This is a genomic window from Kluyvera genomosp. 1 (assembly GCF_001266615.1).
Classification (GTDB): domain Bacteria; phylum Pseudomonadota; class Gammaproteobacteria; order Enterobacterales; family Enterobacteriaceae; genus Kluyvera; species Kluyvera cryocrescens_A.
Genome location: NZ_LGHZ01000038.1, coordinates 1 through 13,146, shown reverse-complemented (window position 1 = coordinate 13,146; position 13,146 = coordinate 1). Strand labels below are relative to the sequence as shown.

Below are 13,146 nucleotides of genomic sequence, written 5' to 3'. Positions count from 1 at the left end.
AAAAAGAGAACGGTTTACTATAGCGCAAGGTGGGGATTTAAAAAGGGAAAACTGGCGCAGCAGGGCTGCTGCGCCGGGGGATATTAGAACGAAGCGCTCACGCCTACGTATGGGCCATCGGCCACGGCGTTGTCACGGTGACCGTCTTTACCTGCAAGGTTCAGATAGCGATAACCAGCCTCAATGCTGATTGGACGCATGATGGTGTAACGCGCACCGGCATTCGCTTCGGTATAGCTTTCGATGCCGCTGGACAGTGAATCCGGGGAGTAGTAGTACTCGCCAAACAGACGCAGGCTATCGCCGATTTTCCACTGCAGGCCACCGCCGACCGCGGCTGCGTAACCGGAATCGCTGTTGTTAGGGTCGGTGTAAAGCGCTTTCCCGCCAACCGTCGCCATGAATGGACCCAGCGGGATATTCAGACCCAGCCCCAGACCAGCAACGTCGCCGTCGTCATCACTGTGCGTCCAGTTACCGGTTAACGCCAGGCCCGACGTTTCGGTGCCGACGCCAAAACCCAGGTTGGTATAATCTTTACCCGCCTGGCCATTAAAACTGATTGCACTCGCAGAAGCCGAGACAAACATCAAACCTGCAAGGCCAAATAACACGCTCTTTTTCATCTTAATCCTTTCACGCAAACGCAAAAAATAAATGCCCATAAACAGCTGAATTGTACTGCGATAATATCAGGATTCAATGTCCTGAACGGGCAATAAACGGTGGGATTGTAACCAAGTACAACCCCATATCCGCGGCAATGATAATTGATATTTATTCAATAATGCAGAACTATTATACGTTAGCTCATCTGTTCACTGACCCATCGCGTCAGCTGATGGCGAGAGACTTTAATACCCGTGCCCTTCATTGTTTCTGGCAAAAACAACCAGCAGCAGGGTTGCTGGAATCCCGCCAACTTACCTTTCGCCCATGCGGCCAATTCTGAGAGGTTTAGCGATGCCTGTGCATCAACAACCGCGACCGGGCGTTGACCAAATTCGGGGTCATCAATCGGAACGACAAAGACCTGTGAGACCTCTGGATGCAGGGCAATGACCTTTTCCACCGTTTCCGGCTGAATACCTTCGCCCCCGCTGAAAAAGAGATTATCCAGACGCCCGATTACCCGCAGCGTATCCTCACGCAACTCACCGCGATCGCGGGTGGCAAACCACCCCTGTTCGTTCACCAGCGGAATTAACCCACCGTTGCGCCAGTAACCCGCCGCCATACTCGTCGCCCGCAGCCAGATTTCACCGTCCACCAACCGCAGTTCGCGCCCGGGAAGCGGCGCACCGACGTCATCGCCACCGTTGGCTTCTCGCGCACAAACCGTAGAGGCAAATTCGGTTAATCCGTAACCACAGAAAGTACGAATGCCCTGCTGTGCCGCTCGTGTGGTTAGCTCAGCAGGAATCGCCGCGCCGCCAAGCAGTACGGCATTAAGGCTTAAAGGCTTATCATCGTTTAGTAAACGCCATAGCTGCGTTGGGACCAGAGAAGCATGCGTACACCCGGCCAGCGCCTGCGCCAGCGGCCGTTCGCTTATCGCCATCTGCCCGCCCGCCAACAACCAGCGCCAGAAAATGCCCTGTCCGGAGACGTGAAACAGCGGCAGCGACAGCAGCCAGCAGTCGTTTTCACTAAACGGCATCAGGCTTAACACCCCCTCCGCGCTGGCGAGATGGGCAGCTGCGCTGTGCACCGCGGCCTTGGGAAGCCCCGTTGAACCGGAGGTCAGCGTCATAGAGACAAATCGCTGAGCCTGCCAATCAACATCGACACAGGAGGACGCCGAAAGCGTACGCAGCGGCGCCAAACCATAGTGCTCATTGGCTTCCAGGTTTAGAAAGTGATGCAGCGTTAAACCCGGCAGCAGTTCTTCGACCTGCGCGGTAGGCAATCTCGGATTAAGAGGGAGAATACGCGCCCCGCACTGTAGCAGCGCCAGCCAGGCCAACACCGCCTCGGGGCGATTACGTGCGCACAGCGCTACACCATCACCGACATTCACACCCTGAGTCTGAAAACCAGCGGCCAATTGATCTATACGCTGGCATAGCGTTGACCAGCTTAAGGTTTCTTCGTCCAGGTGCAGCGCCGGTGCGTCGCCACGCTGCGCGCGCCAGTGCTGCCACGGCCAGGTGGCAAAAGTCACAGCAGCGGCTCCATCTCTTTAATCGCCCCGCACGGTAGCGAGCTATTTGGCCAGCAGCGAATCAGCTGCGTTTGCATAAGATTCAGCGTATCGAGGCCAGGCATCGTTTGCGGCGTTAACCAGGCAGCAATACGCGCCAGCTGGGTTAAGCCAAGGCTGGATTCAAGAGAGGAACTAATGACCGCCGTAAGACCGAGCGCATGCGCGGCGGCCACCTGCTCTTTAACCCGCGCCAGGCTACCGGTCAGAGTCGGTTTTATCACCACCGCCCGCAGGCCAGGTTCGGCTTCAAAGTGGAAATCGGCTTCGCGCAGGCTTTCGTCCCAGGCAATAGCAATCCCCGTTTCACGGGCAAATGCACGCGAGTCATCGCGGGTTTTGCACGGTTCTTCAAGGAAAGCGATACGCGCACGGTAATCAGGATTGACGTATTTAGCGAACTGCTGGGCCTTCAATGGCGTCCAGGCACGATTGGCGTCAAGGCGAAGCGTCAGGTCGGGAATCGCTTCCAGCAGCAGGTTGACCACCATGCCATCGCGCACCGCTTCGTAAAGACCCACTTTCACCTTGGCGACCTTCTCACCGGACATTTCAGCCAGCTTCAGCACCAGTTCATCCGGGTCACCAGTGCACAGCGGCGCGGCGCGATAGTCCGCTTCCTGCGGCAGTTCATCGCGAAGTTCCGCCAGCGCACAGCTGATACCAAAAGCGACAGAAGGCTGCGCGGGCAGAACAAGGTCATTGCCTTGTCGCCAGCCTTCAGCCCAGGCGAGCAGCGCCGCCTGCGCCTCATCCAGCGTCTCCAGGCTGAAGCCCGGCAGGGGGGAGATTTCTCCCCACCCATCGCGTTCGCCGTCACGCAGGTAGACAAATAACCCGTCGCGGGTTTTCAGCCGCCGTTCACGCAGAACCACACCCGCGTCCATCGGGATCTGCCAGCGGTACACCTGCGCGCTACGCATTACGGATTCCGTTTAAATTTGCTGAAGTCAGGCTGACGCTTCTGGTTAAACGCATTGCGCCCTTCCTGACCTTCTTCAGTCATGTAGAACAGCATAGTCGCGTTACCGGCCAGTTCCTGCAAACCTGCCTGACCATCGCAGTCGGCGTTGAGCGCGGCTTTCAGGCAACGCAGCGCCATTGGGCTATTTTGCAGCATTTCACGACACCAGCGTACGGTCTCTTTTTCCAGATCCGCCAGCGGAACCACGGTGTTGACGAGGCCCATATCCAGCGCCGCTTTTGCGTCGTACTGACGGCACAGGAACCAGATTTCACGCGCTTTCTTCTGGCCAACGATGCGCGCCATATAGGATGCGCCCCAGCCACCGTCGAAGGAGCCAACTTTCGGGCCAGTCTGGCCGAAGATGGCATTTTCCGCCGCAATCGTCAGGTCACACATCATGTGCAGCACGTGGCCGCCGCCGATGGAGAAGCCCGCAACCATTGCCACAACCGGTTTTGGACAGGTACGGATCTGGCGCTGGAAGTCCAGCACGTTCAGGTGATGCACGCCGCTGTCGTCCTGGTAGCCGCCGTAATCACCGCGAACCTTCTGGTCGCCGCCGGCACAGAAGGCTTTGTCGCCCGCACCGGTCAAAATAATCACGCCGATGTTGTCGTCATAGCGCGCATCGGACATCGCCTGAATCATCTCTTTTACCGTCAGCGGGCGGAACGCATTGCGCACCTGCGGGCGGTTAATGGTAATTTTGGCAATACCGTCAGCGGATTTCTCGTAAAGGATATCGGTAAAACCTTCAGAACAATCGTGCCACTCGGCAGGGGCGTACAGCATAGCTTCATCAGGATAAATCATAACGTGTCCTATTATCAGAGAGGCAGAATCTGCGCCAGACACGCGACCACGCCCGCGGGATTTTCCCGGTGCGCGTTGTGCCCGGCATCATGAATAATGCGGCAAGGGAGCGAGAGTTCCTCCGCGATAGCGCGAAACTTAACGTCGCGCTCGCCGCAGAGATACCAGAAAGGTGTGGGGCAACGACGCAGTGCCGGACGTAGATCGTCCTGCACCGCCAGCGACGTCGCCATCAGCATGGCGGCCAGCGCACGGCCGTCGTTATCCTGACGCAGCGTCACCAGCGCATCGCGCTGAACCGCCGTCAGGCTAGAAAATACCGGTTGTTGATACCAGTCATGAAACACGTCCGCCAGCGGCTGGTCGGCAAAACGCTGCACCCATCGTTGGTCGCTGTGCAGCCGTTGCTGACGCGCGTCGGCATCCGTCAGCCCCGGGTGAGCCCCTTCGACAATCACCCCTGCCAGACCTTGCGGCCGCGAACAGCAGGCGTAATGCATCGCAATCCGCCCGCCCAGCGAGTACCCCACCAACCAGTGGTTGAGTATGTTGTAACTCAGCAGCGTCGCTGTAATCATTTCGGCTACTTCGGTGAAATTGCTAACCGGTACGGATGCCGAGCCACCGTGGCCGGGCAGATCGACATATAGGCGATTGGCGCGAGGAAACGCCTCGCCGACCGTTTGCCATTCTCGGTGGTCGCCGGAAAAACCGTGCAGGAAGACCAGCCAGGGCTGCGTCGGCTCTCCACGTTCGGCGACAGCGTGCAAAATCATAGATGGCTAACCTGCGCCAGAAGATGCTGCAAGGTTTGCGCGCCGTCGGTATCGTTCACCACCAGCTCAATCACCGTCGTTGCTGGGGTACACCATGCGGTGCTCAGCGCGGATTCCAGCGCATCCCAATCCTGCGGCTGCTGGTAGCGCAAGCCAAACATCTGCGCCGCATGACAGAAATGCACATTCTGCGGCATAGCATAAAAACGTTCGCGCTCGGATACCGGCGTTGGCAGCAGGGAGAAAATCTGCCCACCGTTGTTGTTGACGATAATCAACACCATCGGCGCCGAGACCTGCCGCAGCAGCGCCAGCGCGTTGAGGTCATACAGGGCCGAGAGATCGCCAACAATCGCCAGCGTTGGCCGAGCGCTGGCGCGCTGCACGCCAGCGGCGGTCGAGATCAGCCCGTCGATACCGCTAGCGCCGCGGTTGCTGTAGACCGGATAGCCCGCCGGAAGCTGGCCCAAGGCGTCAATCAGACGCACGACCAGGCTGTTGCCGACAAAAAGTTGCCCCTGATCCGGTAGATAGCGGCGAATCCGGTGCGCCAACTGTGCTTCACCAAAGCGTTCGCTATGATCGGCAACCATTTGCCAGGCCTGTTCGGCAAGAGTGGGGATGACTTTCGTCCACGGCGTGCGCTTCTCCGCCGGATGTTGTTCCAGCCAGCGGTCAATCGAGCATACCAGGCGGCGTCCGCGATGGTGTGCGGGATCGAGACGGCCGGTGAGATTATCCACCAGCCAATATTCGTCCGGCTCGCAGGATTGTTGCCATTGCAGCACTCGCTTGCCGGTAAGGCTACTGCCCAGCTGAACCACAATCTGCGCCTGCTCCAGTTCACTGATGGCTGCGGGATTACCCAGCCATAAATCGGCGCACGGCAGCGGCTGCCCGGTTTGCGACAGCACGTCGCTAATCAGCGGCCAGCCCAGCGTTTTCGCCCAATCAGCAACCTGTTTACCCTCTTCCGCGCTCATTCGCCCAGCAACAACCACACCGCGCTTTTGTCGCCAAAAGAACCAGTCACGCTGAGCCGCGCTCTCCTGGTGCAGCGATTCACGCAGCCAGGGTTTATCGCTTTGCCACCAGTCACCCAGCGCCTGTTGCCAGCTCAGGCCTGTCTCATCCATATCGCCGTATAGCGGTTCAGCAAAGGGACAGTTGATATGCACGCCGCCGCTATGGAGTGCGCCAAGCGCATCATCTACCACCGAGACCAGCCAGCGAGCCGGGATATCCTGGCTTGGACGCGGCAGCGACACGGTTTGCGAGGGATGAGAGGCAAACATACCCGGCTGACGAATAGCCTGGTTCGCACCACAGTCAATCAGCTCCGGCGGACGATCCGCCGTCAGTAGAATAATTTTTTCACCGGTTAACCCTGCTTCAATCAGGGCCGGATAGAGATTGGCGACAGCCGTACCGGACGTGACAATCACCGCCACCGGCTGCTGGCTGACTTTGGCCAGCCCCAACGCCAGATGCCCCAGACCGCGCTCGTCGAAGTGGGTATGGTGGATAAAGGTGCGATTCTCCGCTGCCGCTAGCGTCAGCGGCGTCGAGCGCGATCCCGGCGCAATGCAGATATGCCGCACGCCGTGACGGGTTAATGCTTCAAGGATCACCGCCGCCCAGCGTCGGTTAAATGCGCTTACTGACATGAAATTGTCCGGTATCAAATATTGCGGCTCAGTATAGGTTCTACGAAAGAGTAGGATCTTGATATGAGTCGATAATGTTTTATTCAGAGAACAGTAATGAGCGGAGTCCCGCCGCTTTGTTTTCGATTTCCTGCCATTCCTGTTCGGGATCGGAGCCTTCCACGATACCGGCACCCGCATACAGCCGCAGCCTATTGCCCTCAACCATCGCCGAACGCAGCGTCACGCAAAACTCGCTCTGGCGGCGGGAGAGAATACCGGCCGACCCGGCGTACCATTCCCGGGTAAAAGGTTCTTCGCGCTCAATAAAGGCCAGCGCGGCGGCTCTGGGTAATCCGGCCACCGCCGCGGTGGGCTGCAGCTGCAGCAGGCAGCGCGTATCATCCGGGGTGTTCAACTCAGCCTGGATGCGGCGACGCAGATGCTGCACCTTACGCAGACGCACAATTTCGGCCGGTAATACATCCAGCGTTTGCGTCATGCCCTGCAGTCGCTGACATATGTCATCCACCACCAGGCCGTTTTCGCGCTGATTCTTATCATCCGCCATCAGCCAGTCGCCGAGCCGGCGTGCCGTGGCATCATCGTCATGCCCGGCCACGGTGCCCGCCAACGCTTCGGTATCCAGCTGATAACCTCGCCGACGCCATAAGCGCTCCGGCGAGGAGCCGAGAAATGCCCGTTCCGCGTCGAAGGCCATGTAGAAATGATAGCAAGAGAAATTGACCCGGCGGCTGGCGGCCATTAATGCCCCCGCGTTGGGTGCGTGGGTAAAAATCAGATTCGTCGCTCGCGCCAGCACCACTTTGCTGAACTCACCGCGGCTAATCGCTTCGGTAGCCTGATTTATCAGCTGACACCAGCCCGCTTTATCGGGACGATGAGTTTCATCTTCCTGCTGCAAATTGAGTGTGGTCGACGCATGATCGGCGCAGAGCGCAGCCAGAGATTCACGGGCACGCTCGGCATCCTGCCGAAGCGACGTATCGCTCCACAAGTAGAGCCGCAGCGTCGCACGCCCGGCTTCCCGTCGCCACACCAGGCGCGGTAGAAACAGCATGCCGTGTTGCGGATCAAAGGCATTCACGCCGCACAGGCGAATATCATCGCGCTCCTGGGTTGCCAGAAAAGCGTTAGCCTGTACCAATGAGGAAAAGGTTTTCACCGCACCGAGCGCAGCAATCTCTTCACGGCCGCTGCGCTGCTGCCAGTAGAACTGCGGCCACACCGGCTGTGCGGAAAGCCAGGCCAGCGGGTCGAAAGCATCATTCAAAGGGAAGGTCACTTCAAGTATTCGCGTGCCGGGCAACGCAGGAAAATCATCTGCCAGATGCCCTGACAGGCTCTGCAACGCCGCTAATATGGATCGCACGCGAACCTCCCTATCATAAAAACCACATAGTATACGGGGTACTAAGGATAAAATGCAGTACCCATGATGAGGGAGCGAAGGGCTAATAAGGCAATATCGCACTGAAATACAACGCTCTTTGCCTTTTACTATAGACGCTAATCCTCCGCGCTGCAGGGCATCAGCAGTGCGAATAATCAGGGGGAAGTCCGACGACCAGGCTTACTGAACCTCGCGCGCCATCCCAATATGGGGAATGCCATCTTCATCGTAAACGTCGGTCACGGTGTTAAACCCAAAGTGGGCATAGAAGCCACGAAGGTGAGCCTGTGCGCCAAGGTAGAGTGCGCGAGTTGGCCAGCGCTGCTCACAGGTGGCCATCGTCCTTTCCATCAATTGATAACCCAGACGTTCGCCGCGCACCGCAGGGCTGACAATCACCCGGCCAATGGTCACCGGTTCAACCGTTTCTTCGCTGACCAGAATACGGGCATAGGCCACCAGTTCGTTGTCCTTCCAGCCGAGGATGTGACGGTTTTCCCCTAACAAGTCATCACCATCGATATCGAGATAAATGCAGGCCTGTTCGACGACAAACACTTCGCTGCGCAGCTTCAACAAGGCGTACAGTTCCGCGACGGTGAGTTCAGAATGGTGCAAATCTTGCCAGCGAATCATGATAGGCTCCTTAGACCTTTTTACCGCCAGGGGCGCGGCGCTATGCAATTGACGTTTTTAGGCACATCTGCGGGCGTGCCAACCCGAACCCGCAACGTAACAGCAATGCTGCTGCATCTGCAACATCCAACGCAGCCGGGGCTGTGGCTTTTTGACTGCGGTGAAGGGACCCAGCACCAGCTACTGCACACCGCGTTTCATCCGGGAAAAATCGAACGCATTTTTATTAGCCATTTACACGGCGACCATCTGTTCGGCCTGCCGGGCCTAATTTGCAGCCGTTCGATGGCGGGTAACGTGCAGCCGCTGACAATTTACGGCCCGAAGGGACTGAAAGAATACGTCGAAACCAGCCTGCGGCTCAGCGGTTCGTGGACCGATTTCCCACTGGAGGTGATTGAAATCAGCGCCGGTGAAATACTTGACGACGGCCTACGCAAAGTAACCGCCTATCCGTTGAGTCACCCGGTAGAGTGCTACGGTTTTCGCGTTGAGGAACACGATAAACCCGGCGCACTCGACGGCAAGCGGCTGATTGCCGCCGGCGTTCCGTTCGGCCCTCTGTTCCAGCGCCTCAAGGCCGGTGAATCCGTCACGCTGGACGATGGCCGCACGATTAACGGCCAGGACTTTATCGCCCCGGCAACGCCCGGTAAGAAGATCGCCATTTTTGGTGATACCGCCCCCTGTGAATCCGCGTTGGAGATGGCCCGGGATGTCGATTTGATGGTGCATGAGGCGACGCTTGAAGCGGCAATGGCGGAAAAAGCCAACAGCCGCGGTCACTCATCCACCGAGCAGACCGCCCAGCTGGCGCGCGCGGCCAACGTGAAACGGCTCATCGTGACTCACGTCAGTTCCCGCTACGATGCCGAAGGCTGTCGTCGGCTGCTGGCCGAGTGCCGCAACCATTTCCCGGAATGCGAACTGGCAGAGGATTTTGCCACCTTCACGCTGGCATAACGTTTTGCCCTTTGGTGCCGATAACTCTGCTATCGAGATTACGCTTTACCACGCTGAGGGCACCATGGATAACTTCCAGAAAGAGATCGACGACAGGGCAAACCTGACGCTGTCCAACCGTTTTGAGCTGCTGCTCTTTCGGTTGGGTGCCGCGTCGCAAACGGACGCTTCCGAACTGTACGGTATTAACGTCTTTAAGCTGCGGGAAATTGTCCCCATGCCAAGCTTCACCCGCCCTGCCGGGATTAAACCGCCGCTAATGGGAATGGTGAACATTCGCGACCAGATCATTCCGGTTATCGATCTCGCCGCCGTGGCGGGCTGCACGCCTAAAAATGGGCTCAACATTTTGCTTATCACCGAATACGCCCGTAGCGTGCAGGCGTTTGCCGTTGAGTCCGTTGAGAACATCACTCGTCTCGACTGGACGCAAATCCATACCGCTGAGAAAGCCGTGAACGGCAAGTACATCACCAGCATTGCCTGTCTTGACGATCACGTAGAAAGCAACAATCTGGCGATGGTTATCGACGTGGAGCAAATTCTCTACGACATCACCCCCGCCAACCACGATCTGCACGCTAAAGAACTGAGCCCACGCAAATTCAATATCAAACCGGGTGCCACCGCCATCGTCGCCGAAGACTCCAAAGTGGCGCGTGCGATGCTGGAAAAAGGGCTGAAAGCGATGGATATTCCGGCGCAGCTGCACGTGACCGGCAAAGAAGCATGGGAGAAAATCGAGCTGCTTGCGCAAGAAGCCGCGAAGGAAGGCATCCCGGTCAGCGATAAAATCGCGCTGGTGCTGACCGATCTCGAAATGCCGGAGATGGACGGTTTCACCCTCACCCGCAAGATCAAAACCGATCCACGATTGAAGAATATTCCGGTGGTGATCCACTCATCGCTGTCAGGCAACGCGAACGAAGACCATATCCGTAAAGTGAATGCCGATGGCTATGTCGCTAAGTTCGAAATTAACGAGCTGGCATCCGTTATCGAGCGAGTGTTGAATAAGGCAAGCGGCAAAGGAGACAGTCCGCTGCACGCCGTGCGGTAATGAGCTAAGAGAAAGCCGCCGAGCGAAACTGGCGGCTTTCTATAGCAGCAATGATAAAGATGAGAGGCCAGCGAATACAGATAACCTATTTGTTTTCTATACAAAAATAGCCTGTACGACTAATGCTAACATCATCATGTCCGCGACCCGCAACGGCCCGATAAAGAGAGGCATCCTTCGTACCGACATCCTTCAGATTCAGCCCTAAAAAGTCAGCATCTTTCCCGAGGTCCGCCATATTTTGCCGGGTCGTAAACAAGATGAAATCTTCATTATTTTCTTGCTGCGTCTTCGTCATTGCTTTGAAATAGGTCATTCCTTGCTTTACGTCACCCTCCTTTGATAGATACTTCGTGACGGCATACCCAACATTGTCATCCGATGATTTCACATCAACAAGCATCGCGCCGTGCTGAGATGTCTGTTGATTAAAATCAGACTCTTCAACGCAGGTTAAGCTAACAAGCAGTGTGTCCGCCATCGCTGCGGGTGACGCCAGTAAAAACAGCACGAGAAGAAGTTTACGGTTCATTTATATCTCATTTTTTTATTATTCGATTTCAGTAAACCATTGTAACAACGAACTCCCAAAACCATTATCTACCAATAATCAGCGCTATTTTCCGCAGGTATTGAAAAAATCACCCCGCCTCCAGCATCCCAAAACTGACTATCCGCGAACGCCCCATTTCTTTCGCACGGTAGAGCGCGACATCCGCAGCGCGCAGCAGGTTATCGCTCTGGACATGCTCAGGGTAGCTGGCGACGCCGATAGAGACATCAACATGCCCCACATCCACGCCGCCAAAGCGCAGCGGCATTTCGCGTACGCCGTTGAAAATGACCGTGGCACAGCGGTTGGCGGCCTCTTCATCCATGTTCGCCAGCAAAACCAGAAACTCTTCACCACCGTAGCGGAAGGCCATCCCCCCTTCGCGGACCACGCGCTGGATAATCGAGGCAACGCTTTTAATCACCCCATCCCCCACTTCGTGGCCGAATCGGTCGTTGATGCTTTTGAAGTGATCAATATCGATCATTAAACAGCTGATCGGCGTTTTATTGCGGATCGCCTGGCTCATCTGTGCCCCCAGCATATCCTCCAGATGATGACGGTTACGCAGGCCGGTCAGGGGATCGTAGAGCGCTTTTTCCAGCAACGCATCGCGCAAGCGCTGGTTGGCTAACGCCAGCCCGAGCGCCTCCGCCATCAGTTCCAGATAGGCGCGAGAAGACGCGGTGGTGGTATCAAGATTCTGAAATGAAAGCAGACCGATAGCTTCACCTTGCGCGATAAGCGGTACACATAGCGTGTGATCCTGACAACTCTCCGGCAGGTGATAGCAGACAATATCCGGCTCTCCGTGTACCGGCGGATGGCTCTGACCGCGCCGCACCGCCCAACATTCATCAGGATGGAAAGGTTCATCACTGCCCTGCGGTGAGAGCCACTGCGCTACGCAGCGCATCTGCCAGGGTTCTCTATCAAGAATGTAGAGCCGTCCCGCAACACCAGGTGCGATGTTCGGCGCGAAAAGCTCCGCCACGTTGATAACGTCAGCAAAGTTTTCGCAGCCCTGTAAACGCTGGGTCATCCGCGCCAGCAGTTCGCGTATCGCCCAGTTAGCATCGCGTTCTTTTTCCAGCTGCTGTCGCGCCAGGCCATTTTCGCGGAAAATACGAATGGCCTGAGCCATATCACCAATCTCATCAATCTGGTTGAAGTTAGGGGTTTCAACAGCGTAATCCTGTGACGCCAGACGGTGAACGACGTCGCTCAATCGAACAACGGGCCGCAACACGCGGCGCTTTAAAATAAACCCGAGGACAAACAAAAAGAGCAGCGCGGTGAGCCCAACCATCACTTCAGAGAGCGTACGCAGCGTGCGGGACGCTTTGGTGGCGTCGATAATGGCATCACGTGCGCGGTTATCCAGCATCTGACGAAAGTGGTCGATGCGCTCCTGAACGCGATCCAGTTCCTGTTCATACAGTTTTCCGTAGAGCAGCGCTATCCCTTCTTTATCTTCACCCCGCGCCACGCTATCAAAAGCCGTTTTCTGTTCATCTTGCAGCTCATCGGCAATTTGTAATCCCTCATGCAGCAGCACCAGCTCCTCGCGTGTCGCGCCGGAATCTCTCAGCTTCGATAAGCGATATTCAATACTTTTCTGTGACGCCATTTTCTGCTGATAGTCATTCAGCACATCGGGGTCTTTCGCCAATACATACAGACGCGCCAGGTCCGACAACTCCCAGGCATCGGTTTCAACTTCGTCCGTCAACTGATCGAAAATCTGCCGCTGCTCTACTGCCTGACGCTCGTGATTATCGGCATTGGACGCCATCACCATGACGATACCGGAGATAATTGTCAGGCAGACCGTCGCGCTGTAGGCCCAGTTTGTGATTGTGGCAATTCGCACCTGTTGGTTCCTTCTGCGACGGATAATGAATAAGCATGACTGAATTATAGGAAAGGCATGATTTCGCGTGATAAAAAAAGCGGCCGCAGGCTAACACCGTTCACTTAAGCAAAGCGATTAGGGGAAACGTCAGGATTCGGTTCCCCTGGGGACACCAAACCCGGCGGTCGCCCCGGGTATCTCCTGTCTCTTATACACATCTGACGCTCCTGTCTCTTATACACATCTGACGCTGCCGACGA

General features: G+C 56.5%; 12 protein-coding genes. 2 read left to right on the top strand and 10 right to left on the bottom strand.

Annotation, left to right across the window (positions count from 1 at the left end):
* Positions 1-83 precede the first annotated feature (83 nt).
* From KP80_RS18465 to KP80_RS18430, 8 genes are all read right to left on the bottom strand, one after another.
* Positions 84-626, bottom strand: a complete 543-nt coding sequence (locus KP80_RS18465) for a YfaZ family outer membrane protein (RefSeq protein ID WP_052285095.1) — start codon at positions 624-626, stop codon at positions 84-86.
* A gap of 179 nt (positions 627-805) precedes the next feature.
* Positions 806-2,164 (bottom strand): o-succinylbenzoate--CoA ligase, encoded by a 1,359-nt coding sequence (menE, locus tag KP80_RS18460; RefSeq protein WP_052285094.1) that lies wholly within the window; start codon positions 2,162-2,164, stop codon positions 806-808.
* Positions 2,161-3,126, bottom strand: coding sequence for an o-succinylbenzoate synthase (gene menC, locus KP80_RS18455; protein WP_052285093.1), 966 nt, complete (start codon positions 3,124-3,126; stop codon positions 2,161-2,163). Before menC ends, menE begins: the two co-directional genes overlap by 4 nt.
* Positions 3,126-3,983, bottom strand: a complete 858-nt coding sequence (gene menB / locus KP80_RS18450) for a 1,4-dihydroxy-2-naphthoyl-CoA synthase (protein WP_052285092.1) — start codon at positions 3,981-3,983, stop codon at positions 3,126-3,128. Before menB ends, menC begins: the two co-directional genes overlap by 1 nt.
* 14 nt (positions 3,984-3,997) lie before the next feature.
* Positions 3,998-4,759, bottom strand: a complete 762-nt coding sequence (gene menH / locus KP80_RS18445) for a 2-succinyl-6-hydroxy-2,4-cyclohexadiene-1-carboxylate synthase (protein WP_052285091.1) — start codon at positions 4,757-4,759, stop codon at positions 3,998-4,000.
* Entirely contained in the window at positions 4,756-6,426 is a 1,671-nt protein-coding gene (menD, locus tag KP80_RS18440) for a 2-succinyl-5-enolpyruvyl-6-hydroxy-3-cyclohexene-1-carboxylic-acid synthase (RefSeq protein WP_052285090.1), read from the bottom strand. The genes menH and menD overlap by 4 nt, the downstream gene beginning before the upstream one ends.
* Positions 6,427-6,505: 79 nt before the next feature.
* Positions 6,506-7,798 carry an isochorismate synthase MenF gene (gene menF, locus KP80_RS18435; RefSeq protein WP_052285089.1) on the bottom strand — a complete coding sequence of 431 codons (1,293 nt, stop codon included), beginning with the start codon at positions 7,796-7,798 and terminating at the stop codon, positions 6,506-6,508.
* A gap of 201 nt (positions 7,799-7,999) precedes the next feature.
* On the bottom strand, positions 8,000-8,455 hold the full coding sequence (locus KP80_RS18430; protein ID WP_052285088.1) for a GNAT family N-acetyltransferase: 456 nt from the start codon (positions 8,453-8,455) through the stop codon (positions 8,000-8,002).
* 42 nt (positions 8,456-8,497) lie between these two features.
* Between KP80_RS18430 and rbn the strand changes: the two genes are divergently transcribed.
* Positions 8,498-9,418, top strand: a complete 921-nt coding sequence (rbn, locus tag KP80_RS18425; RefSeq protein WP_052285087.1) for a ribonuclease BN — start codon at positions 8,498-8,500, stop codon at positions 9,416-9,418.
* Positions 9,419-9,482: 64 nt separating this feature from the next.
* Positions 9,483-10,478, top strand: coding sequence for a chemotaxis protein (locus tag KP80_RS18420; RefSeq protein ID WP_052285285.1), 996 nt, complete (start codon positions 9,483-9,485; stop codon positions 10,476-10,478).
* A gap of 85 nt (positions 10,479-10,563) precedes the next feature.
* Here KP80_RS18420 and KP80_RS18415 read toward each other — a convergent pair whose 3' ends face one another.
* Positions 10,564-11,010: a hypothetical protein gene (locus KP80_RS18415; RefSeq protein ID WP_052285086.1), complete on the bottom strand. Its 447-nt coding sequence runs from the start codon at positions 11,008-11,010 to the stop codon at positions 10,564-10,566.
* A gap of 109 nt (positions 11,011-11,119) precedes the next feature.
* On the bottom strand, positions 11,120-12,904 hold the full coding sequence (locus KP80_RS18410; protein ID WP_052285085.1) for a diguanylate cyclase: 1,785 nt from the start codon (positions 12,902-12,904) through the stop codon (positions 11,120-11,122).
* Between the last annotated feature and the right edge of the window lie 242 nt (positions 12,905-13,146).